Origin of the sequence: Herbihabitans rhizosphaerae (assembly GCF_004216555.1) — a bacterium.
In the GTDB taxonomy this organism is placed as follows: domain Bacteria; phylum Actinomycetota; class Actinomycetes; order Mycobacteriales; family Pseudonocardiaceae; genus Herbihabitans; species Herbihabitans rhizosphaerae.
Genome location: NZ_SGWQ01000001.1, coordinates 802,983 through 825,869 on the forward strand (window position 1 = coordinate 802,983; position 22,887 = coordinate 825,869).

Below are 22,887 nucleotides of genomic sequence, written 5' to 3' on the forward strand. Positions count from 1 at the left end.
CAACACTGAGGTCTGCTCGATCGAAGGGACACCCTGAGGATGCTCGATCTGCCAGGTGCGGTACCGCCGCCCGAGGAGTCCACCGATGCCGGGGTGCCGTGGCACTTCGGTGACCCGTTCGGCGAGCAACGGGCCGCCGAGCGCGCGGTCGTGGTGGTGGACCGGTCGCACCGCGAGCTGATCGCGGTGCCCGGCGAAGAACGCCTTTCCTGGCTGCACTTGGTGATCTCGCAGCACGTCACCGAGCTGGCCGACGGCGCGGGGACCGAGGCGCTGGTGCTGGACGGCCAGGGCCGGGTCGAGGCGCACATGGTGCTCGCGCACACGGACAGCACGGTGTGGATGGACGGCGAACCCGGCATGACGGTGACGGGTGCGCGTGGCGATCGGCAGTCGCTGCTGGAGTACCTGGACGCGATGCGCTTCTGGTCCAAGGTGGAGCCGCGCGACGCCACGGCCGAGCGCGCGGTGCTGACGTTGATCGGGCCCGAGGCGCCGGCGGCACTGTCCACTGTGGACATCGAGGCGGCGCCGGACGACGAGTACGGCGTGCACACCGCGGGTGACGTGATCGTGCGCCGGATGCCCGGCTCGATCGACCTGCTGGTGCCGCGCGACGAGGCGTCGCAATGGTGGCGGCGGCTGGCCGACGCGGGCGCGCGCCCGGCGGGCAGTCTGGCGTTCGAGGCGCTGCGAGTGGCGGCACTACGGCCACGGTTCGGCGTGGACACCGACGAGCGCACGATTCCCCATGAGGTGAACTGGATCGGCGTCGCGGCGCACGTCGCGAAGGGCTGCTATCGCGGCCAGGAAACCGTCGCGAAGGTGCACAACATCGGCCGCCCGCCGCGCCGCATGCTGCTGCTGCACCTGGACGGATCGGCCGACGGAACGCCGGAGACCGGCGACCCGGTGCGCGCCGGCGAACGGGTGGTCGGCCGGGTCGGCACGGTGGCCCAGCACCATGAGCTGGGGCCGATCGCGCTGGCGTTGGTCAAGCGCTCGGTGGACCCCGGAACCGAGCTGCTCGCGGGCGCCGACGAGCGTGCGGTGCCGGCCTCGATCGACCCCGACTCGGTGCGGCCGGACACGCCCAAACTCGGGCGCGAGGCGGCGAAGCGCCTGCACGGCTGAGGGCGAAACCCCTGCTGGATAAGGGGTTCCACGGGTTGTGGTGGCACCCCGCCGCGCGGTGCCATCGAAAGCATGACCCGCTATCGAGCGACACTGCGCCTGCCCGGAGTTCGCTCGCTGCTCCTGGTGGTGTTCCTCGCCAGGCTGCCGATGACGGCGGCCGGCGTGACGGTGATCCTGCACGTCACCACCGGCCTTGAGCACGGCTTCGCGGCGGCCGGCCTGGTGGGCTCGGCGATCACGGTCGGGCGGTCGCTGGGCGCGCCGGTGATGGGCTGGGTGGTCGACCGGTTCGGGCTGCGCACGATGGTGGCGGTGACCACGACCGGCGAGTCACTGTTCTGGCTGACCGCGCCGGCGATGTCGCTGCCGGTGCTGGCCGTCTTCGGGCTGATCGGCGGGTTCGTGCTGCTACCGGTGCTGTGCATCGGGCGACAGGCGATGGCCGCGCTGGTGCCGGTCGAGCAACGGCGCACCGGCTACGCGCTGGACTCGATCCTGCTGGACGTGACGACCGTCGTCGGCCCGATCCTCGGCGTGCTGGCGTGCACCCGGCTGGGCACCGAGAACGCGCTGACCTGCCTCGGCATCGCGGTGGCGGCGGCCGGCACGCTGGTGTTCCTGGTGAACCCGGCGGTGCGCGCCGACCACGAGGTGGCCGCCGAGCGCCTGCCGGTCCGCTCCTGGCTCACCCCTCGGCTGCTGACCGTGCTCGCGATCGGGACGGCGGCGATGTTCGTGCTGGCCGGCATGGAGGTGAGCATCGTCGCGTCGTTGTCCACGCACGGCGCCGAGGACGCGGCCGGCCTGGTGCTCGCCGTGGCCAGTGCGGCGTCGATGGCCGGTGGACTGGCGCACGGCGGCGTGCGGCGATCGCTGTCGCAGGTGCGGCTGCTGGTGCTGCTGGCCGTGTTGTGCGGGTGCGTCGGGATCGCCGGGACGGGCGTCGACCTCGGCGCGTCCTGGTGGTGGCTGGCGCTCGCCCTGGTGCCGATGGCCACCATGTGCGCGCCAACGCTGGCGGCCACCGGCGAGCGGGTGGCCGCACTCGCGCCGGTCGCCGTGCGCGGCGTGGCGACCGGCCTGCAGAGTTCCGCGTTCACCGTGGGCACCGCGATCGGCTCGCCGCTGATCGGGCTGGTCGTCGACCACACCGCGCCGGCGTGGGGGTTCGCCGCGGCCGGCGCGGGTGGTCTGCTGATCGCCGGGACGGCGATCGCCCTGCTCAACCGTTCTTCTGCCGCCACTCCTGCGGAGACAGCTTCTCCAGTTCCGAGTCGTGCTTGGTGAAGTTGGCGATCCCGATCTTGCCGGTGTTCTGGAACGCGACGATCTTGTCGCCCTTGATCACCTTGGTCTGAATCGCCTCGAACCGGCCCTCGCGCGGTCCGCTCGGCACGTCCAGCGTCGACTCGGTGTGCACCAGCAGGATGTCCTCGCCGATCGGGCGGCTGTCGGTGACCCAGTACTCGAGGTGGCTGCCTTGGTAGATCGTGTCGAAGATCTTCTGGTGCTCGGTGGCGATCGTCTCCCGGCCGCGCTGGATGCGCCCCACCACGTCGGCGAAGTCGGCGTCCTCGGCGAAGTGCTTCGCCCAGCCGGCCCCGTCGCCCGCGTTCCAGGCACGCGCCATGTCGGCGATGATGTCCTCCACGCTCATGGTCAACCCCCTTAGTCTTAGAATGACGATCCACTAGTTGGAACAACGTTCCAATCGGAGAGTACATGCCCGAGGACCTGCCCGGCATCGTCCGGCTGCGCGACCGGCGCGAGGCGATGACGCTGCGCACGATCCTCACCGCGGCGCGCGGCCTGTTCACCGAGCGCGGATACGCGCGCACGCCGATCCGGCTGATCGCGCAGCAGGCCGGGGTGTCACCGCAGACGATCTACGCGCACTTCGGGTCCAAGGCCGGGGTGCTCACCGGGCTGGTCGACCTGCTCGACGACGAGGCCGGCCTGCCCGACCTGATCCGGACCGTTGACGACCTGGACGACCCGCGCGAGCTGCTCGGCCTGCTCGCGAGGGCCGCCCGGCAGATCGGCGAGCGGTGCGGCGACATCGTGGCGATCCTGCGCTCGGGTGCGGCCGTCGAGCCGGACATCGCGGCGACCCAGGCGGAGGGCTGGCGGCGCAACCGGCTCGCCGTGGAGATGGTCATCCGGCGCATCCGCGACACCGGCACGCCCGTGGATCCCAGGGCCGGCGACGTCGTGGCCGCGCTGATGCGTCCCGGCGTGCACAACAGCCTGGTGATCGAGGCCGGCTGGTCGCACGACGAGTACGAGTCCTGGCTCGCCGAGACCCTGGCCGGCACCGTCCTGACATAACTCGCGAGTCCCGCGCTGCGCACCGGCGAGTCCCGCGCCCTGCACCGGCGAGTCCCGCGTTCCGTCACGGTTGACCTCACGTCGACTTCAAAAGTTGGCCATCGGCGAGTCCGCCGTCACCACCGAGGAGTTGGCCCGCACCACGTCCACCCACGAGCCCTCGCTCACCCGTGTACTCCGCGCACTGGCCTCGCTTCTCCACCGTGGTGGACATCGGCGGTGGCAGCGGCCCGCTGATCGCCGCCGTGCTCGCCGCCAACCCGCACCTGCGCGGCACCGTCCTCGATCAGGCCGACGGCGTCCGGTACACGCCGAAGTGCTGGCCGACGCCCGGGTGACCGACCGGTGCGAGATCCGGACCGGCGACTTCTTCGAGTCGATCCCGCCGGCGGACCTGTACCAGTGCAAGAGCGTGATCTTCAACTGGCCCACGACGAGAACCTGGACGACGTGAACTCGATCGTCTGCCTCGGCGGGGGCTGCGCACCGAGCCGCACTCCCGCCTTTCGTCGGTGCCGCGCGGACCCGCCGCGCCAATAGCTTCCTCAGCAAAGTATCGAGTGAAGGGGAGGCACACATGCCTAAGACACGGGTGCGCGCCATCGCCGCCGGGTTCGCCGGGGCGATCGCGCTGTCGACGGTGACACTGCTGCAACCAAGCGCGTCCGCCGACGTCCAGCCGATGATCATCGGCGGGCACGACGCCACCGAGGACTACTCGTTCATGGCGTCACTGCAGCGCAACGGCCGGCACAATTGCGGCGCGTCGCTGATCGCGCCGGAGTGGGTGGTGACCGCGGCGCACTGCGTTCCCAGTGACGGCAGCGTGACCGGCTTGAAGCTGCGGATCGGCAGCAAGACCGTCGACGGCGGCGGCGAACTCGTCGACGCGGCGAAAGTGAGCATCCACCCGGACTACGGCTCGGGCAAGCCCGGCGGCGACCTCGCCGTGGTCAAGCTGGCCAAGGCCGTCCAGGCCAAGCCGATCGCGATCGCGTCGGAGACCGGGCCCGCGGGTACGCCCACCAGGATCCTCGGCTGGGGCACCACCAAGGACGGCGACCAGGTCCCGCCGAAGACCCTGCAGGAGTTGGACACCAAGAAGGTCGAGGACGACAACTGCGTCAACTTCGCCCCGGGCAACGAGATCTGCACCGACAGCGACACCGAGAACGCCATGGGCTGCTTCGGTGACTCGGACGGGCCGCAGCTCAAGGGCAAGGCCGGCGCCTGGGAACTCGTCGGCGCCACCAGCCGCGACGGCGACAGCGACCCGAAGTGCTCCACCGGCACCGGGATCTGGACCGACGTGCCCAGCTACGTGGCCTGGGTGAAGGAGCAGACCGGCATCAAGTAGGCCCTCCAGCGTCACCAACGACGACCGCGGCAGGATTTGCCGCGGTCGTCGTGCGTTTTGTCGAGAATTCCCAACCGATCCGACACAGGGCGCATCGAACCCTGTGTAGACCCGCCCAACGGCGGGCCCGGACAAGGGAGGGAACGAAGATGCGAAAGAGGATTGGAACGGCCATCGTCGCGACGGTGATCGGACTGGACGGTGCGCTGGCGATCGGCGTCCCCGCCTCGGCGGAATCCACGACCGGCGAGCCGGCACCCGTCGTCGCGCCGGCGCCGAACACGCTCGGCCCTGACGGGTACAAGAGCCTGTTGCTCGGCATGAGCGAACAGCAGGCGGTCGCCACCGGGTTGCTGGTCGACCGTCAGGACCTCGGCGGCTGCGTCGCGTACTACTTCGCGCCGAGCGAGGGCACGATGTCGCGGGCCAGCGGAGTCCTGATCTCCCCGGAGAACGGCGTGTTCGACATCGGGGCCACCAGCCTGATGACCACCGCGCAGGGGATCACCCGCGGCTCCACGGTCGACCAGTTGCGCGCCGCGTACCCGGACCTGCAGCAGGACCCGGAGATGGACTTCATCCACCACGCGAACGTGCCGGGGAGCCACGTCGCGGTGTTCGACTTCGTGGTGGACAACGGCGAGGTGACCGACATCCACCTGCGCATCTCGGGCACGCACTGCGGCTCGTGACGTCCGAACGGGTACGGGCCGCCGTGGCGGGACTCGTGGGAGGGTCGTCGATCGCGACGCTCGCCGCGGGAACCGCCGCGCCGGGCAAGGAGATCTGGACCGACGTGACCAGTCACGTGGTCTGGATCAAGCAGACGATGCGCGGCTAGGAGCTACAGCGTGGTGGCGACGACCTCGGCGATCTGCACGGTGTTGAGCGCGGCACCCTTGCGCAGGTTGTCGTTGGACAGGAACAGCACCAGGCCGCGGTCGTCGTCCACGCCGGAGTCCTGCCGGATCCGGCCGACGTAGCTCGGGTCCTTGCCGGCCGCCTGCAGCGGGGTCGGCACGTCGGTCAACTCCACACCGGGGGCAGCGGCGAGCAGCTCGTTGGCCCGGGCCACCGTGATCGACTCGGCGAACTCCGCGTTGATCGACAGCGAGTGTCCACTGTAGACAGGAACGCGCACGCAGGTGCCGGACACCCGGAGGTCCGGGATGCCGAGGATCTTGCGGCTTTCGTTGCGCAGCTTCTGTTCCTCGTCGGTCTCCAGCGTGCCGTCGTCCACAATGGACCCGGCCATCGGGAGCACGTTGAACGCGATCGGCCGCACATACTTGGCCGGCTCGGGGAACTCCACCGCCGAACCGTCGTGGGTCAACTCCGAGGAGCGCTCGCCGACCGAGCGCACCTGCGAGGCCAGCTCCTCCACGCCGGCCACACCGCTGCCGGACACGGCCTGGTAGCTGGACGCGATCAGGCGCACCAGCCCCGCCTCGTCGTGCAACGGCTTGAGCACCGGCATCGCGGCCATCGTGGTGCAGTTCGGGTTGGCGATGATCCCCTTGCGGGCCTCCTTCACCGCCTCCGGATTCACCTCGGACACCACCAGCGGCACGTCCGGGTCCATCCGCCACGCCGACGAGTTGTCGATCACGATCGCGCCGGCCGAGGCGAACCGGGGCGCCTGCGCCTTCGACGTCGTGCCACCGGCGGAGAAGATCACGATGTCCAGGCCGAACGGGCTGGCCGTCTCCAGGTCCTCGACGACGACCTCGGAATCCTTCCAGGGCAACGACTTTCCGGCCGAGCGCGCCGACGCGAAGAACCGGATCTCCTCGACCGGGAAGTCCCGCTCGACGAGGATCCGCCGCACCACCTCACCGACCTGACCGGTCGCGCCGGCGATGCCGATCCGAAGGCCGCTCATCGGCCCGTCCCCGCGTACACGACGGCCTCCTCGTCGCCACCGAGGTTGAACGCCTCGTGGATCGCCGCGACCGCCTCGTCCAACTGCGTGTCCCTGATCAACACCGAGATCCGGATCTCCGAGGTGTTGATGATCTCGATGTTCACGCCGGCCTTGGCCAGCGCCTCACAGAACGTCGCGGTGACGCCCGGGTGCGAGCGCATGCCCGCGCCGACCAGCGAGACCTTGCCGACGTGGTCGTCGTAGACCACCGACTCGAAGCCCAGCTCGTCCTTGATCTTCTCCAACTCCTCGACCGCGGTCGGGCCGTTGGTCTTGGACAGCGTGAAGGTGATGTCGGTGCGCCCGGACGCGGTGCCGGACACGTTCTGCAGCACCATGTCGATGTCGATCTCCGCGTCCGCGACCACGCGGAAGATCTTCGCCGCGACACCGGGGTGGTCCGGCACCGCGGTCACGGTGATCTTGGCCTCGGACCCGTCGTGTGCGACTCCGGTGATCATGGCCTGTTCCACGGAAAGCTCCTCCACTGAGCCCGAGATGATGGTGCCTGGCTTGTCGCTGAACGAAGAGCGCACATGGATCGGCACGTTGTACCGCCGCGCGTACTCCACGCACCGCAGCATCAGCACCTTGGCGCCGCCCGCCGCCATCTCGAGCATCTCCTCGAACGGGACGGTGTCCAGCTTCCTGGCGTTGCTGACGATGCGCGGGTCCGCGGTGTAGACGCCGTCCACATCGGTGTAGATCTCGCACACGTCGGCGTTCAGCGCGGCCGCGAGCGCCACGGCCGTGGTGTCCGAGCCACCCCGGCCGAGCGTGGTGATGTCCTTGGTGTCCTGGCTGACGCCCTGGAAACCGGCCACCAGAACGATGTAGCCCTTGTCCAACGCCTCGCGCACCCGGCCAGGGGTCACGTCGATGATCCGCGCCTTGCCGTGCGCGGAGTCGGTGATCACGCCGGCCTGGGAGCCGGTGAACGACCACGCCTCCGCGCCGAGCGCGCTGATGGCCATCGCGACGAGCGCGTTGGAGATCCGCTCACCGGCGGTCAGCAGCATGTCCATCTCCCGCTCCGGAGGAACGGGATTCACCTGCTGAGCCAGGTCGAGCAGTTCGTCGGTGGTGTCTCCCATCGCTGAGCACACCACGACGACATCGTTGCCGGCCTTGCGCGTTGCGACGATGCGCTCGGCGACCCGCTTGATGCGGTCGGCACTCTCCAACGAGGAACCGCCGTATTTCTGGACGACGAGCGCCACTGGGTCACAACCTCCTCTATCCCCGACGAGACGGCCCGAACCCGGTTTGTCGGGGACGCGGCCGTCCCACTTGTCGCAGAAGCCTACCGGGGTGTCGCTCCGCGAGCCCCGCCTCATGTGGCCCCGGCCACTCCCGGCACTTCGCGACGTGTCGGTCTAATCTCTACAGCCGTGTCGACGACGGAGGCGCCCGCCGAGGTGCCGGAGACCGCCGAGCCGGATTCCGGCGCGGCGGAACCCGTCGAGCCCGACCGTCGCAAACCGATGATGCGGCGGATCGTCGTGGTGCTCGCGCCGGCCCTGATCTACCTGAGCATCCGCCAGCTCGGGCTGCTGTTCGCCAGCTGGCTCGCCAGGGAGAACAAGACCCCGCTCGGCGACGCGCTGACCTCGTGGGACGGCCAGTGGTTCCTGGGCATCGCGGCCGGCGGGTACGACCACGCGCCGGCCAGCCTCGCCGACGCCTACGGCAACCGCCTGCCCGAGACACCGCTGGCGTTCTTCCCCGGATACCCGATGCTGGTGCGCGGGCTGGCCTCCATCGACGGTCCGAACGGCCTGTTCTCGCTGGTCACCTCCGCGTTCGTGATCACCATCGCGTTCGGCATCGTCGCCGCGTACGGGCTGGCCCGGCTGGGCGCCTCGATCAGGGGCGGCTCGCAGTACACCGGCTGGATCCTGGTGGCGCTGTTCGCCGCGTCACCGATGGCGATCGTGCTGTCGATGACCTACTCCGAGGCGATGTTCTGCGCGTTCGCCGTGTGGGCGCTGGTCGGCGTGGTCGAGCGCAAGTGGTGGCTGGCCGGGCTGTGCTGCGGACTGGCCGGCTTCGTGCGCCCGACCGGCATCGCGCTGCTGTTCGCGGTCGGGTTGGCCGTGGCGGTCGCGCTGATCAAGCGGCGGGAGAGCTGGCGGCCGCTGCTGGCCGGTCTGATCGCGCCGGTCGGACTGGTGGCCTACCTCGGCTGGGTGGCGTCCCGCACCGGCAGGTGGGACGGCTGGTTCGCGCTGCAGCAGCGCGGCTGGGACTCCGGGTTCGACGGCGGCGCGGCGACCTGGAAGTTCAGCATCGAGGCGCTGACCACCGGCCGGTCGGTGCTGGAGGTCGCCACGGTCGGGGTGATCGTCAGCGCACTGGTGCTGCTGCTGATCGGGTTCCGCATGCGGCTGGAGTGGCCGCTGCTGGCCTACGCGATCGGCGTGCTGGTGATGGACCTCGGCGCGAACGGCCTGATGAACTCCAAGGCGCGGTTGCTGCTGCCCGCGTTCACCCTGCTGATCCCGATCGCCGTGGCGCTGGCCAAGCGGCGGCCGACGACCGTGCTGGGCGTGCTCGCCGCCGCGGCCGTGACCAGCGCGTGGATCGGCGCGTACGCGATCACCTCGTGGGGGTATGCCATATGACGGGCCAGTTTCCCGAGATCAAGCGCGCCGCCACGAGCGCGCCGCCGCACGAGATCATCGCCACCCGGTGGAGCCCGCGGGCGATCGACCCGGACGCCGAGGTGCCCGAGGAGTCGCTGCGCGCGATGCTCGAGGCCGCGCGGTGGGCGCCGTCCAGCGGCAACACCCAGCCGGCGCGCTACCTGCTCGGCCGGCGCGGCGACAGCACCTACGACCGGATCTTCGGCGCGCTCACCCGGGGCAACAAGGCGTGGGCGCACGCGGCGCCGGTGCTGCTGCTCGGCTGCGCGATGACCAGCAACGCCAAGGGCGATATCCCGCTGGCCGAGTACGGCGTGGGGCTGGCCAGCGAGAACCTCGTGCTGCAGGCGGTCGCCGAAGGCCTTGTGGCACACCAGATGGGCGGCTTCGACCCGGACGCCGCCGCACGCGTGTTCGCGCTGCCGGACAACGTGCGGCCGCTGGCGTGCATCGCGGTCGGCCGACTCGCCGCCGTCGACGAGTTGCCCGACGACCTGCGCGACCGCGAGCTGGCTCCGCGCAAGCGGATCCCGCTGGACGAGGTCGCGCAGGCCGAGTGGGGCCGGCCGGCGTTCGGCTGACGCGTCAGCAGCTGGTGCGCCAGCCGTAGGCCCCGCTGGTCACACCCCGCACGTTGGTCCAAACGTTGCTCCGCTTGCCGCTCGAGCAGGTGTACCAGTTGCCGGTCACCGAGCCACCGCAGCTGACGAAGACGTACTCGTACGGCGCGAGGTGCCCGACCACCGGGCTGCTCACCGACTTGTCCCGGTACACCGGGTCCGAGCTGCCGCCGTTCTGGTAGCTGCAGATGCCGCTCGGCCCGGCGGTGGTGCCGGTCTCGGCCTGCGCGACCGGGCCGCTCAGCCCGGTGAGCGCGGCGGCGAGCCCCACGGCGACGGCCGAGCCCGCGATCAGACGACGAATACCCATTGGTTCCTCCCCAGTTGAGAACTGATTCGTCATCACGATCACGCCTTGACCCGGCCCGGCCATACCCCTGCCGCCCCCTACGCGTCCGGGATCCAGCTCCCGTGGAACCCGAGCGGCACCCGCGCCGGCAGGTGCACGGTCGCCAGCGGCTCCGCGGTGAAGTCCTGTGCGGACAGGATCACCAGATCCGACGCGCCGCGCTCCGGGTCGTGCACGTAGGACAGCACGTACCCGTCGTCCTCGGCCGCGCCCGGTCCGGCCGGCACGAACACCGGCTCGCTGGTCGCCGCGTCCCGCGCGAACCGGTGCACCTCGGTGTCCCGGCGATCGAGGTCCTGCTTGATCAGCGCGTTGGTGAACACGTGGTCCGGCGGCGCGTCATCGGCGACCGCGCGATAGGTGTGGAACATCTCCGCGGACTGCGCCGAGTACCCGTACCGGTGCCGCCTCGTCACCAGCGACTCGTTGAGGCGCGGGAACTCCTGCGGCCGGTCGTCCACGTACTCGGTGCGCACCTGGCCGTGCTCCAGGTCGATCCGCCAGCGCCGCAGCGACGGCGGGCCGGACGCGGCCGGGCCACCGTCGCCGAACCCGGCGGCGTGGAACGGCGCGGGGAACGTGGTCACGTCCACGACCACCGACGAGCCGTCGTCGTAGGCGTTGAGCGTGTGCGAGTAGAAGATCGGGTCCAGCTCGAACCAGCGGATCTCGCCGCCCTGTCGCGGCAGCACGCCGATCCGCGCCGGGCGCTCTTCGTTCCACACGAACGGCACCGGCGGCGGTGCGGTCGGGTCGAACGTCACCGGCGAGTCGAAGACGACCACGTGCTTCTCGGTGAGCGCGAAGTCGTGCAGGAACGGGCTGCCGGTGATGGGCAGCTCGGTCGAGCGGGCGACCCGGCCGGAGCCGTCGATCACCACGTGCCGGACGTAGGCCATCGGCAGGTAGGTGATCGCGTGCAGCTCGTCGGCGAACGGGTCGTACTTGGTGTGCGCGGTGAACGCGCCGTCCAGGGTGCCGCCGAAGTCGTACGCGCCGACCGTGTTCAGCTCACCGTCCAGTTCGTACGGCGGCGGCCCCGCCTCCTGCAACGCGAGGATCCGGCCGCCGTGCCCGATCACGTGGATGTTGCACGCGAAGTGCCCGGCGGCCGGCCGCACCCAGCGGTTGCGGTACCACTCGGCGCGGCCGTCGCGCAGCCGCACGCCGTGCACCATTCCGTCGCCGAGCATCCAGTGGTACGCGATCGGGTCCTCCAGTCCCAGCGCGTTGGGACCGTTGCGCAGATAGCGCCCATTGAGCGCCTCCGGCACGCGCCCGGTGACCGGCAGGTCGAACGCCGTGATCTCCTCGCGAACCGGCTCGAACCCGCCGACCATGAACGGCAACCGTCCACTGTGGACAGATGTGCTCCCGTTGTCCGTCAATACCATTGCCCCTCCAGACTCGTAACGTTGTTACGGTTACGAGCGTGCCTGGTGGGGGCAGCCGTGTCGGTGGCGCTGGCACCCGTCTCGGGGTGGTGTCGCGCCTACCGGTCAGCGGTAGCGGATCACGTGCACGGCGATGATGCCCTGCGTCTCCAGGTTCGCCTGCGCGTTGCGCGTGCTGTCCACGACCGCCGCGCCCTGGTTGGTCCTGGTCGCGTTGAACAGCATGCCGACGGTCTCCCGGCCGGCCCGATCGGCGCGGCGCACCCACACGACCGCCCGCGCACCCTCCGGGAAGGAGTTCAGCTCGCCGAACACGCTCTGCCAGTGCGGGTGCTGGTTGGCCGAGATCACCTCGCCCAGGTTCGGCATCGCGTCCCGGAACCAGGCGGCCGGTCCGGGCACGGGCGGCTTGCCGGTGTCACCGCCGGAATCCCAGCGGCCGAGCCAGTTCCACGGGTCGGAGTTGTCCAGCGAGAACGGCTCGTCGGTGTCCTTGGGCACGACCACCGCGGCGTCCAGCATCTGCGCGCGCCAGTCACCGCAGCGCTGGAACATGCGGGTGGTCGCCGCGAACAGCCACCCGCGCCGGGTCTCGTCCTGCGGCGACGGCCGGTCCAGCACGACCTCGTCGCCGTAGTGCAGCGCGAGCCAGCCCTCGGCCTTGGCCACGGCCGAGGTGAGGTCAGGCGCCGCCGACGTCCACGCGGGCCTGGACTGCGGCGGAGTCGAGGTGAACCGCGCCGCGGTCAGCCCGCGCACGTGCTCCTGCTCCAGCTTCGCCATGCCGCCGATCTGCGCGTCCAGATAGGCGACCGCGCCGGCCTGCTCGTCGTAGTAGGCGTAGATCAGGTGACCGGTGGCCTCCACGCCGCCGACCTCGCGGCGCACCCAGACGATCCCGCGCCCGCCCGGCTGGCGCACGAACCGCGTCACGTCGTCCCAGGTCTGGCATGCCTGCGTCTCGGCGGTGGGAAAGTGCCGCGCGACGAACTGGTCCCACCAGTCCGCCGTCTCCTCCCCCGGCGTCCACCGCCAGGCCTGCATCGGGCTGCCGTTCATCGCCGCGTCGGTGGCGACCATGCACGCGCGGGCGTTGGTCCGCCACATCGAGCGGGTGACCAACTCGCTGCCCTGCCGGGGATCGGCGTAGGAGAAGTCGCCCCACGGATCGGAATTCGCCGGCTGGAACGGCATGCGGTGGTTCTTCGGCACCACCACCGACGCGTTCAGCATCGGGGCGTCCGAACCGTGCAGGCGGCACGCGAACAACCACGCGTGCTCGGCCTCGGCGACCGGCTCGTCGCGCGCCAGTTCGACGCGCGCGCCGTAGGTGGCCGACAGCCAACTCCGCGCGCGCCGCACGGCTTCCCGTGAATCCGGGTGAGTCATGCGGTCACGCTATCGGCTCACCCGAGACGGCGGATCAGGCGTGCGGCGACCGAGGAGACGATCAACCAGAAGATCGCCGCGATGCCGTAGTTGATCAACGTGCGCAGCTTGAGATCGCTCTCCAGGAACAGGTCCTTGAAACCCATCGCGACGGTGTCGGCCCAGTCGCGCACGAAGGTCGTGATGCCGTTGTTCGGGTTCGCTCCGCCGACCGTGAGGATCACATGCAGCACCAGGATCACCGCGAAGAACAGGCCGACCCACCGGACGATGCCCGCGAGGATGCCGACGACCTGTGACCGGATTGCCGCGTTGTTGCGACGCGGTCTCTCGTCGTGTGTCACTTCCTCCGCGCCCTCAGCCATGCGAGGAGTTTTGCACTAAAACACGATCCTGGCGACCACGCCGGCCACCAGAAGCCAGAACAGCCCGGCAAGGCCGTAGTTGACCAGGACGGCGACGTCGTAGTTGTCGATGGGGATCAGGCCGGGGAAGAACAGGGCGAGCGGTTCGGCCAGCGACTTGACGAACGAGAAGAACGAGTTCACCGGGTTCGCGCCGAACAGGATCAACAGGATGTAGAGCGCCTCGATCAGCGCGAACAGACCGCCGATCGCCAACACCACGCGGCCGGCCATGGCGCGGCCGCCCGCCGTTCTGTCACGGGATAAGTGCCATCTCCGAGTATTCATGCCGCATGGGTTCCCCAGGTCGACGGCCGGAAACGCGCGAGTCCCGCGCTCGGACACGGTGAGTCCCGCGTTCGCGCAGCGTGAGCGCGGGACTCACCGGTGCACAGCGCGGGACTCGCGACGGCTTCGTCCCGCGATGTGGACGCTGATTTCCGCTAGCGGGGACGGGCTGGTTACGCTCGGCCCGTGGCACGTGTCCTCCTGCTTCGCTGCCGCGACGGGGCCTAATCTGACCGGCTCCCCGCCGCGGAGCTAGCTGTTGCCCGCCGGTCGACCACCAGGCGAGACCATCAGCAGGAGTTCCCTTCCATGAGCCCCGTCCACGATCCCCAGTCCACGAGCCGTGTCCGCACGCCGGCTCGCCCCGCGCCCGCCGATCAGCCGGCGTGGAACACCCAGCGCGGCACCTCGATGCCGGTACACCGGTACCGCCCGTTCGCCGACCTGGTCGAGTCGATCGCCGTGCCGGACCGCACCTGGCCGGACCGCGTGATCACCCGCGCGCCGCAGTGGTGCGCCGTCGACCTCCGCGACGGCAACCAGGCGCTGATCGACCCGATGTCCCCCGCGCGCAAGCGGCGCATGTTCGAACTGCTGGTTCGCATGGGCTACAAGGAGATCGAGGTCGGCTTCCCGGCGGCAAGCCAGACCGACTTCGACTTCGTGCGCGAGATCATCACCGAGGGCGTCATCCCGGACGACGTGCACATCCAGGTGCTCTCCCAGTGCCGGCCCGAGCTGATCGAGCGCACCTTCGAGGCGGTGCAGGGCGCCAACAAGGTGATCGTGCACATCTACAACTCCACCTCGATCCTGCAGCGGCGGGTGGTGTTCCGCGAGGAGCGCGAGGGCATCAAGAAGATCGCCACGTCCGCGGCGGAGATGGTGGTCGAATACGCCGGCAAGTACTCCGACACGTCGTTCCGGTTCCAGTACTCGCCGGAGTCCTACACCGGTACCGAGCTGTCCTACGCCGCCGAGGTGTGCAACGCGGTCACCGAGATCTGGCAGCCGGACCCGGCCAACCCGGTGATCATCAACCTGCCGGCGACCGTGGAGATGGCCACCCCCAACGTGTACGCCGACTCCATCGAATGGATGAACCGGAACCTGGAGCGCCGCGACGCCGTGGTCCTCTCGCTGCACCCGCACAACGATCGCGGCACCGCCGTGGCCGCCGCGGAACTCGGCTACCAGGCCGGCGCGGACCGCATCGAGGGCTGCCTGTTCGGCAACGGCGAGCGCACCGGCAACGTGGATCTCGTGACGCTGGGCATGAACCTGTTCAGCCAGGGCGTGGACCCGCAGATCGACTTCTCCGACATCGACGACATCCGCCGCACGGTCGAGTACTGCAACCAGCTGCCCGTGCACGAGCGCCACCCGTGGGGCGGCGACCTGGTGTTCACCGCGTTCTCCGGCAGCCACCAGGACGCGATCAACAAGGGCTTCGACGCGCTGCGCGCCGACGCCGAGCGTGTTGGGTCCACTGTGGACGATCACCCGTGGGAGGTGCCGTACCTGCCGATCGACCCGAAGGACGTCGGTCGCAGCTACGAGGCCGTGATCAGGGTGAACTCACAGTCCGGCAAGGGCGGCGTGGCCTACGTGATGAAGACCGAGCACCAGCTCGACCTGCCTCGGCGGCTGCAGATCGAGTTCTCCCAGGCGATCCAGGAACACACCGACGCGCAGGGCGGCGAGGTGTCCCCGGAGAAGATGTGGGAGGTCTTCGCCACCGAGTACCTGGAGCGCGCGGCGCCGCTTTCCTTGCACCGCAACAGGATCAGCGACGACGGCGAGGGGCACGACCAGCTCGACGCGATCGTGCACGTGGAGGGTGACGAGCACGAGATCAGCGGTACCGGCAACGGACCGATCGCCGCCTTCGTGGACGCGCTCGCCAGTGTGGGTTACGACGTCCGGGTGATGGACTACGCCGAGCACGCGCTCACCGCCGGCGACGACGCGCGGGCGGCGGCCTACGTGGAGTGCGCCGTGGGCGAGCGGGTGCTCTGGGGCGTCGGGGTGGACTCCTCGATCGTCACCGCGTCGCTGCGTGCCGTTGTGTCCGCGGTGAACCGGGCCATGCGCTGAGACGTCCACAGTGGACAGAACGAGGTGCCCTCGCTCCCCCTTCCGTAGCGAGGGCACCTCGTCCCGCTCAGCCGTGGTGGTGAGCCCCGCGTTTCGCGGTGTCATAGAGATTCGATGCGAGCCGCTCGGATTTTGTTCGGCGGAAGTCGGACGAAGTCAGATCGTTCCGGTGGCCTTCTCCAGATCGGCCAGCGCGTCCCCGGAGTAGACCGCGAGCCGCTGCATGTGCGGCAGGCTGTCGCGGCAGCCGGTGAACCCGACGTCGAACTGATCCACGTAGCTCACCGCGGTGATGTTCAGCGCCTGCCCGTGGAACAGCAGCGACACCGGGTACACGTGCTCCAGCCGCGCGCCGTTGAGGTACACCGGCTGCTGCGGCCCGGGAACGTTGGAGATCACCAGGTTCGCGGTCGGCCGGCCGTATCCGCCGAGGCCCGCGACGTGCTGCGCCAGCGACGGCCCCATGAGCGCGGCGGTGTAGCCGTCCATGGCCGACTTGGGCAGCCGCGCCAGCCGCTGCTTGGCCAGCACCGTGGAGTCGTGCACCATCCGCAGCCGGTCGGCCGGGTCGGTGAGGTCGGTGCCCAGCCGGGTGAAGATGAAGCTGATCGCCGTGCCCACCGCGCCGTCGCCGGCCGGCCGCACCGACACCGGCACCAGCCCGGTCAGCGACGGGCGGGGCAGTTGGCCCACCTCGTTGAGGTATCGCCGCAGCGCGCCGGAGCACACCGCGAGGAACACGTCGTTCACCGTCGTCCCGGAGGCCGCCGCGACCGCGCGCATCCGCTCGAGGTGCAACGACTGGGTGGCGAACCGGCGCGGCCGCCTGATCCGCCCGTTGAAGATCGCCTTCGGCGCGCGGAACAGTGCCGCGGCTGGACCGTCCGGACCGCGCACGGTGTCCCGCGCGGACTGCCCGAGCGCCCGGCTCGCCAGTCGCAGGCTGTCCTTTGTGGACGGTCGAAGGTCCTTCACGGCGACCGGCAACGTGCTCGGCCGGGGCCCGCGCACGCCCACCTCCCACGGCGGCGCCATGTGCCGCGCGTCCGGGTCCGTGGACAGAACCCGTTGCAGCAGACGGATTCCGCCGACGCCGTCGATCTGCGAGTGGTGCACCTTGAAGTAGAGCGCGAACCGGTTGTCCGCGAGCCCCTCGATCAGGTGCGCCTCCCACAGCGGGTAGTTCCGGTCCAGCCCGCGCGCGTGCAGCCGCGAGATCAGCACACCCAACTCGCGCTCACCGCCCGGCGCCGGCAGCGCGGAGTGCCGCAGGTGGTAGTCGACGTCGACGTCCTCGTCGGCCAGCTCCGTCCAGGCCTTCACCACCCGGCCGAGCTGCTTGTACTTGAACGGCGGAGCGAACGTCCTGCGCTCCTTCCATTCGGCCACGAGATCGCGCAGGAACGTCGGCGGCGCGTCCGGCGGCTGGGAGAAGATCGCCAGCACGGCCACGTGCGTCGGCGTGTCCTTGCCCTCGGCCAGCAACCACGCCGCGTCGTTGATCTTGAGTCGTCTCGCCATCAACCGTTTCTAACGACCGCGAGCGATTCTGCCTACCGGCGATTTCGCCACAGCCGGATTTCTTGTCACATCGGAACAGCCGAATTCGGGTGAAAGGCAACTGAAAGGGCGCCGTCCTACGGTCGTTGTGTCACAGACCACCGGGCGCGCCCGCCCCCACCCCACGCCGCTATGTCGGGCGCGCCCGGTCCCAACTCAGCCGATGACGTGCCGCTCGAGCGTCGCTCGCAGCTCGCCGGCCCGAGGAGAACCGATCTCGTCGTACAGCAGCAGTGCGGCCGTCCAGTGTTCGACCGCCGATTCGATATCGCCGCAACTCTCGTAGGTGTCGCCGAGTTCGTGGTGGGTTTCGGCGCGTTGGGACGGATCATCGAACCGGTAGGCCACCTCCAACGCCTTCTGCCCCCAGTCGACGGCCAGCCACGGCCTGCCGGACTTCACGGCGAGCGCGCTGAGACCGAGCAGTGCCTCCCGCTCAGCCTCGCGGCCACCGATGTCGCGCGCGATGGCGAGCGCACGGTGCAGGTGCTTGCCCGCCTCGTCGTACCGCTGCTTGCCGAGGCAGGCCAGGCCGAGCGAATGCAGCGTATTCGCCTCCGCCCTACGGAATCCGAGCGCTCTGGCGATCTCCAGCGCCCGCTCCAGATATCCGATCGCCTCGTCGTAGCGCCCCTGATCGACGCACCAATAGCCGAGGTTGCCCAGCGCGGTGGCCTCCCCGTGCGTGTCACCGCAGGCGCGGGCGAGGTCGAGCCCCCTGAGACCGGCTTCGTAGGCGTCGGCCTGCCGGCCGAGCAACCAGTTGGCCCACACCAGATTGGACCAGCTCACGCCCATCACATGCGCCCCACCGGCATCCCCATCGATGTCCTCGCCGAGGGCGATCGCCTGCCGGTAGAGATCAGCCGCCGACTGTGGATCGCCCATCTGCTGGTGTACCAGACCGAGCATCGCCAACGCTTGCGCCTCGCCTGCCCGGTCCCCGGTGGCGCGAGCCACCGCCGCGGCCTGTTCGCTGTGGCGCATGGACTCGCGCAGCCGGCCGACGAGCCAGTACAGCTCGGAATGGCTGATCAACACTTGCAGCTCGCCGCTCACGTCGCCGGCCGACCGTGCGTGCTCGAGAGCGCGCGGATACAGCGCCCAGGCGTCGTCGAGCCGGTTGGTCCGGCTCAGGTGCCGCCACACGATGCGCGACACCAGGACCACCTGCTCGTCGGTGGCGATCGCGAGCAGGTTCGCCCGCTCCGCCTCGAGCCAGGCGATCGCGTCGCCGAAGTCCGCCGGCTCGACCGGCGGCGCGCCGTGCGGGCGCGGCACCACCGGGCGGCGGTACCGCTCGGCGGGGTAGGCGACGTTCATCGCCGCGCCGGCGCCGTGCAGGTAGTAGCCGGTCAGGCGGGTCAGCACGGCGTCCCGGTCCGGCTCCCCGGACGCGAGCCGGATCGCGTAGGCGCGCACCAGGTCGTGCAGCTGATAGCGGCCGGGCATCGGCTCGCGAAGCAGGTTGGCGTCGACCAGCCGCTGCAACCGGTCCTCGGCCTGTTCGACCGGCAGGTCGGCGAGCGCCGCGGCGGCACGCGCGTCGAAGTCCGCCCCCGGGTGCAGCCCGAGCAGCCGGAACTGCCGCCGCAGGTCCTCGTCGAGGGCCTGGTAGGACGGCTCCAGCACACCGATCACGTCGCCGCCTTCGGTGCGCAGCTCGCCGAGCCGCCGATGCTCGTCACGCAGCCGTGCGGCGAAGTACCTGACCGTCCACTGTGGACGGTGGCGCAGCCGGGACGCGGCGATCCGCACCGCCAGCGGGAGCCGCCCACACGACTCGACCACCTCGGCGGACGCCTCCGGCTCGGCTGCCGGCCGATCGTCACCGACGACCCTGGTGAACAGGTCCAGGGCCTCCGAGCTCGGCATCACGTCCAGCGACACGGCGTGCGCGCCTTCCAGGTCGACCAGCCTGCGCCTGCTCGTCACCAGCACCAGGCACCCGTCCGCCCCCGGCAGCAGCGGCCGCACCTGCTCGCTGTCCCTGGCGTTGTCCAGCACGATCAGCGACCTGCGGCCGGCCATCGTGGTGCGCCACAGCGCCGCGCGCTCGTCGAGCCCCTCCGGCACCTGGGCGCCGGGAATGCCGACCGCGCGCAGCAGACGGTCGAGCGCGACGTTCGGGCCGAGCGGTCGCTGCCCCGGCGTGTGCGCGTACAGGTCGATCCACAGCTGACTGTCCGGGAACTCCGGTGCGAGCTGCCTGGCCACCCGCACCGCGAGGGTGGTCTTCCCGATACCGGCCATGCCGTCGATGGCACTGATCACCACGGCCCGTCCGACGGCCGCCCGGCCGGCGTCCAACAGCCGGCGCACCTCGTCGGCGCGGCCGGTGAAGTGGCCGATGTCCCTCGGCAGCTCACGGCGGCGCGGCACGCTGACCGGCTCGTCGGCGGCGAGCAGTTCGGCGTGCAGCAGCCGCAGCGCCTCCCCCGGCTCCACCCCGAGTTCGTCGGCGAGCCGTTCGCGGCACTCGGCGTACGCGGCCAGCGCCTCCGCGCCCCGGCCGGTCGCCGCGAGCGCGCGGATCAGCCGCTCCCACAACGGTTCCCGCAGCGGATAGCGCGCCACGAGATCGGCCAGCTCGGCGGCCAGCCCGTCGTGCCGGCCGGCCGCCAGGTCCAGATCCGCCCGGCGCTGCACGGCCAGCAGGTACCGCTCGACGAGTCCGGGCGCGTCGACTCCGACCGGCTCGCCGCGCCACAGCGCCACCGCGTCGGCGAGCACGTCCCGCTCACCGTCACCGGCTCGCTCGGCCACCTCGATCAGGCGCAGAAACCGTGCCACGTCAACGGATTCCGGGTGCACGTCGAGCCGGTAGCCATTCGCGGCGGTGCCGATCGAGTCCTCGCCGAGTGCCGAACGCAGCCGGGCGACCAGCGTGTGCAGACTGGCCCGGACACTGTTCGGCGGGTCCTCGCCCCACACGTTCTCCGCGAGCGCCTCCACCGACACCGAACGACCGGGCGCCATCGCCAAGGTGACCAGGAGCGCCCGCTGACGCGGACTGGTCACCCGGACGGGTTCACCAGACCGCAGTACCTCGAGTGCCCCGAGGACCCGCACCTTCAACCCCACGACCGGGGACGGTAGACCGATCGACGCACCCGTGTGCGGCGAACCGGACGAAAACCACACTTACTCGACCCGCTCGAGACTGTTCACACACCACCGGGGGCCGACCTTGTCGGCCTCCCAGATCATCGTGTTGCGCCCCTTGCCCGGCGACTCGGTGATGATCGTGACCAGCGCGGCTACTCGAGCACCTCGGTGACCGACGCCGGCCCGACGAGCGGCATGTCGGGCGAGATGCCGTGCTCCTCGACGAGTTCGGCGCGCACCTCGTGCGGCTGGATCCTGCCGGCCAGGATGTCCTCCGCATAGTGGCACGCCACCCGGTGCCCCGGACGGAACTCGCGCAGCTCCGGCCGGTCGGTGTCGCACAGCTCTTCCTGCTTCCACGGGCACCGGGTGTGGAACCGGCAGCCGGTCGGCGGGTTCGCCGGCGACGGCAGGTCACCGGCCAGCAGGATCCGCTCGCGCGCGTCCTCGACCTCGGGGTCCGGCACCGGCACCGCGGACAGCAGCGCCCGGGTGTACGGGTGCAGCGGCTCGGCGTACAGCGCGTCCGAGGTGGCCTCCTCGACCAGCCCGCCGAGGTACATCACGCCGACCCGGTCGGAGATGTGCCGCACCACCGCCAGGTCGTGCGCGATCACCAGGTAGGTGAGGCCGAACTCGTTCTGCAGGTCCTCCAGCAGGTTGATCACCTGCGCCTGCACCGACACGTCCAGCGCGGACACCGGCTCGTCGGCCACGATCAGGTCCGGCTCCACGGTCAGCGCGCGGGCGATGCCGATGCGCTGGCGCTGCCCGCCGGAGAACTCGTGCGGGTACTTGCGCAGCGAGGTCGACGGCAGGCCGACCGCGTCCAGCAGCTCCAGCAGCCGGCGCCGGGTGGACTCCTTGCTCTTGTCCAGGTCGTGCGCGCGCATGCCCTCGACCAGGATCGACTCCACCGACTGGCGGGGGTCCAAAGAGGACAGTGGATCCTGGAACACCATCTGCATGCGCCTGCGCATCTTGCGCAGCCGCTCGCCCTTGAGCGTGGCGAGGTCGACGTCCTCGAACCAGGCGTGCCCGCTGGTCGGCTCGACCAGCCGCAGCAGCCCGCGGCCCAGCGTCGTCTTGCCGCAGCCGGACTCGCCGACCAGCCCGTAGGTCTCGCCGCGCTTGACCTCCAGGGTCACCCCGTCCACCGCGTAGACGTAGCCGACCGTGCGGTCCAGCACCACGCCCCGCTTGATCGGGAAGTGCACCTTCAGATCCTGGATCGACACCAGTGTGTCCACAGTGGACTCCTGGGTGCCGGCCGACTCGGCCGTCGTCATCGGGCCCCCTCCCGCACGGCATCGGCCAGCTCCACCGGGTTGTGGCAGCGCAGCTGTCCCGGGCCGTCGGTCTCCAGCACCGGCATGGTTTGCCGGCAGTCGTCGATCGCGTTCGGACAGCGCGGCGCGAACGCGCACCCGTTGTCCCACGGGATGTTGTCGGACACGGATCCCTTGATGGGCACCAGTTTCTCGCCCTTCGGCGCGTCCAGCCGAGGGATCGAGCCGAGCAGCCCGTGGGTGTACGGGTGGCGCGCGTGGTTGAACAGCGCGTGCCGCTCGGCCCGCTCCACGATCTTGCCGCCGTAGAGCACGTTCACCTCGTCGCACAGGCCGGCCACCACACCGAGGTCGTGCGTGATCATGACCAGCGCGGTGCCGGTGTCGGTGACCAGTTCCTTGAGCAGCGACAGGATCTGCGCCTGGATCGTCACGTCCAGCGCGGTCGTCGGCTCGTCGGCGATGAGCAGCCGCGGCGCGCAGGCCAGCGCGATCGCGATCAGCGCGCGCTGGCGCATGCCGCCGGAGAGCTGGTGCGGGTACTCCGACAGCCGGCGGGTCGGGTCCGGAATGCCGACCTTGTCCAGCAGCTCGGCGGCCTTGCGCTTCGCCGCGTCGCCCTTCATGCCGCGGTGCCGCTGCAACACCTCGGTCACCTGCAGCCCGATCGAGATCACCGGGTTCAGCGAGGACAGCGGATCCTGGAACACCATGCCGAGATCACGGCCGCGCCGTTCCCGCATCTGGTTGTCGGACAAGGAAAGCAGGTTCGTCCCCTCGAAGGTGGCGGTGCCTCCGACACGATTGCCACGCCTGGGCAGCAGGCCCATGATCGCCAGCGAGGTGACCGACTTGCCGCAGCCCGACTCGCCGACCAGGCCGACGGTCTGGCCCGGGTCGACGTCGAAGCTCACACCGTCGACCGCCGTGAACGGTTTCTCCCCTTTCCGTTGGAACACAACGGAAAGATCCCGTACTTCGAGCAATGCCACGGTTAG

General features: G+C 70.3%; 23 protein-coding genes. 11 read left to right on the forward strand and 12 right to left on the reverse strand.

Annotated features, from left to right (window positions below; translation table 11 throughout):
• Positions 1-39: 39 nt before the first annotated feature.
• Entirely contained in the window at positions 40-1,134 is a 1,095-nt protein-coding gene (gene ygfZ / locus EV193_RS04095; protein ID WP_130342555.1) for a CAF17-like 4Fe-4S cluster assembly/insertion protein YgfZ, read from the forward strand.
• Positions 1,135-1,206: 72 nt separating this feature from the next.
• Entirely contained in the window at positions 1,207-2,424 is a 1,218-nt protein-coding gene (locus EV193_RS04100) for an MFS transporter (RefSeq protein WP_130342556.1), read from the forward strand.
• On the opposite strand, the gene EV193_RS04105 is transcribed toward EV193_RS04100, so the two are convergent.
• Entirely contained in the window at positions 2,360-2,794 is a 435-nt protein-coding gene (locus EV193_RS04105) for an SgcJ/EcaC family oxidoreductase (RefSeq protein WP_130342557.1), read from the reverse strand. The genes EV193_RS04100 and EV193_RS04105 overlap by 65 nt on opposite strands.
• A 65-nt stretch (positions 2,795-2,859) precedes the next feature.
• Between EV193_RS04105 and EV193_RS04110 the strand changes: the two genes are divergently transcribed.
• The 6 genes from EV193_RS04110 to EV193_RS33105 all read left to right on the forward strand — a co-directional run bounded on the left by EV193_RS04110 (position 2,860) and on the right by EV193_RS33105 (position 5,663).
• A complete protein-coding gene (locus EV193_RS04110) occupies positions 2,860-3,465 on the forward strand; it encodes a TetR/AcrR family transcriptional regulator (RefSeq protein WP_130342558.1) in 606 nt (201 codons plus the stop codon).
• Positions 3,466-3,668: 203 nt separating this feature from the next.
• Positions 3,669-3,803 (forward strand): methyltransferase, encoded by a 135-nt coding sequence (locus EV193_RS04115; protein WP_242613123.1) that lies wholly within the window; start codon positions 3,669-3,671, stop codon positions 3,801-3,803.
• Positions 3,782-3,919 (forward strand): methyltransferase, encoded by a 138-nt coding sequence (locus tag EV193_RS33645; RefSeq protein ID WP_130342560.1) that lies wholly within the window; start codon positions 3,782-3,784, stop codon positions 3,917-3,919. Before EV193_RS04115 ends, EV193_RS33645 begins: the two co-directional genes overlap by 22 nt.
• Positions 3,920-4,042: 123 nt before the next feature.
• Positions 4,043-4,822 (forward strand): S1 family peptidase, encoded by a 780-nt coding sequence (locus tag EV193_RS04125; RefSeq protein ID WP_130342561.1) that lies wholly within the window; start codon positions 4,043-4,045, stop codon positions 4,820-4,822.
• 149 nt (positions 4,823-4,971) lie between these two features.
• Complete coding sequence (locus tag EV193_RS04130) at positions 4,972-5,514, forward strand: hypothetical protein (RefSeq protein WP_130342562.1); 543 nt, start codon at positions 4,972-4,974, stop codon at positions 5,512-5,514.
• A complete protein-coding gene (locus EV193_RS33105; RefSeq protein ID WP_165401214.1) occupies positions 5,511-5,663 on the forward strand; it encodes a hypothetical protein in 153 nt (50 codons plus the stop codon). Before EV193_RS04130 ends, EV193_RS33105 begins: the two co-directional genes overlap by 4 nt.
• A gap of 3 nt (positions 5,664-5,666) precedes the next feature.
• Here EV193_RS33105 and EV193_RS04135 read toward each other — a convergent pair whose 3' ends face one another.
• Together EV193_RS04135 and EV193_RS04140 are read right to left on the reverse strand one after the other, a co-directional pair.
• Positions 5,667-6,704, reverse strand: coding sequence for an aspartate-semialdehyde dehydrogenase (locus EV193_RS04135; RefSeq protein ID WP_130342563.1), 1,038 nt, complete (start codon positions 6,702-6,704; stop codon positions 5,667-5,669).
• Entirely contained in the window at positions 6,701-7,966 is a 1,266-nt protein-coding gene (locus EV193_RS04140; RefSeq protein ID WP_130342564.1) for an aspartate kinase, read from the reverse strand. The genes EV193_RS04135 and EV193_RS04140 overlap by 4 nt, the downstream gene beginning before the upstream one ends.
• 171 nt (positions 7,967-8,137) lie before the next feature.
• Between EV193_RS04140 and EV193_RS04145 the strand changes: the two genes are divergently transcribed.
• The gene (locus tag EV193_RS04145) at positions 8,138-9,370 is read left to right on the forward strand and encodes a glycosyltransferase 87 family protein (RefSeq protein WP_242613124.1); all 1,233 of its coding nucleotides are present in this window, start codon (positions 8,138-8,140) and stop codon (positions 9,368-9,370) included.
• Positions 9,367-9,972, forward strand: a complete 606-nt coding sequence (locus EV193_RS04150; RefSeq protein WP_130342565.1) for a nitroreductase family protein — start codon at positions 9,367-9,369, stop codon at positions 9,970-9,972. The genes EV193_RS04145 and EV193_RS04150 overlap by 4 nt, the downstream gene beginning before the upstream one ends.
• Positions 9,973-9,976: 4 nt before the next feature.
• Here the strand turns inward: EV193_RS04150 and EV193_RS04155 are convergent, their stop codons facing one another.
• The 5 genes from EV193_RS04155 to EV193_RS04175 all read right to left on the reverse strand — a co-directional run bounded on the left by EV193_RS04155 (position 9,977) and on the right by EV193_RS04175 (position 13,781).
• A complete protein-coding gene (locus tag EV193_RS04155) occupies positions 9,977-10,321 on the reverse strand; it encodes a hypothetical protein (protein ID WP_130342566.1) in 345 nt (114 codons plus the stop codon).
• Between the two features lie 77 nt (positions 10,322-10,398).
• A complete protein-coding gene (locus tag EV193_RS04160; RefSeq protein ID WP_130342567.1) occupies positions 10,399-11,754 on the reverse strand; it encodes a carotenoid oxygenase family protein in 1,356 nt (451 codons plus the stop codon).
• 105 nt (positions 11,755-11,859) lie between these two features.
• Positions 11,860-13,143, reverse strand: a complete 1,284-nt coding sequence (locus tag EV193_RS04165; RefSeq protein WP_130342568.1) for a YrhB domain-containing protein — start codon at positions 13,141-13,143, stop codon at positions 11,860-11,862.
• Positions 13,144-13,160: 17 nt separating this feature from the next.
• Positions 13,161-13,508: a hypothetical protein gene (locus EV193_RS04170; RefSeq protein WP_130342569.1), complete on the reverse strand. Its 348-nt coding sequence runs from the start codon at positions 13,506-13,508 to the stop codon at positions 13,161-13,163.
• 15 nt (positions 13,509-13,523) lie between these two features.
• Complete coding sequence (locus EV193_RS04175; protein ID WP_130342570.1) at positions 13,524-13,781, reverse strand: hypothetical protein; 258 nt, start codon at positions 13,779-13,781, stop codon at positions 13,524-13,526.
• 363 nt (positions 13,782-14,144) lie between these two features.
• Between EV193_RS04175 and leuA the strand changes: the two genes are divergently transcribed.
• Positions 14,145-15,932, forward strand: a complete 1,788-nt coding sequence (gene leuA / locus EV193_RS04180; RefSeq protein WP_130342571.1) for a 2-isopropylmalate synthase — start codon at positions 14,145-14,147, stop codon at positions 15,930-15,932.
• Positions 15,933-16,088: 156 nt separating this feature from the next.
• On the opposite strand, the gene EV193_RS04185 is transcribed toward leuA, so the two are convergent.
• The 4 genes from EV193_RS04185 to EV193_RS04200 all read right to left on the reverse strand — a co-directional run bounded on the left by EV193_RS04185 (position 16,089) and on the right by EV193_RS04200 (position 22,881).
• The gene (locus EV193_RS04185) at positions 16,089-17,453 is read right to left on the reverse strand and encodes a WS/DGAT/MGAT family O-acyltransferase (protein WP_130342572.1); all 1,365 of its coding nucleotides are present in this window, start codon (positions 17,451-17,453) and stop codon (positions 16,089-16,091) included.
• 195 nt (positions 17,454-17,648) lie between these two features.
• A complete protein-coding gene (locus EV193_RS04190; protein ID WP_130342573.1) occupies positions 17,649-20,576 on the reverse strand; it encodes an AfsR/SARP family transcriptional regulator in 2,928 nt (975 codons plus the stop codon).
• 176 nt (positions 20,577-20,752) lie between these two features.
• On the reverse strand, positions 20,753-21,889 hold the full coding sequence (locus EV193_RS04195; RefSeq protein WP_130342574.1) for an ABC transporter ATP-binding protein: 1,137 nt from the start codon (positions 21,887-21,889) through the stop codon (positions 20,753-20,755).
• Positions 21,886-22,881 (reverse strand): ABC transporter ATP-binding protein, encoded by a 996-nt coding sequence (locus EV193_RS04200; protein WP_130342575.1) that lies wholly within the window; start codon positions 22,879-22,881, stop codon positions 21,886-21,888. The genes EV193_RS04195 and EV193_RS04200 overlap by 4 nt, the downstream gene beginning before the upstream one ends.
• Positions 22,882-22,887 lie beyond the last annotated feature (6 nt).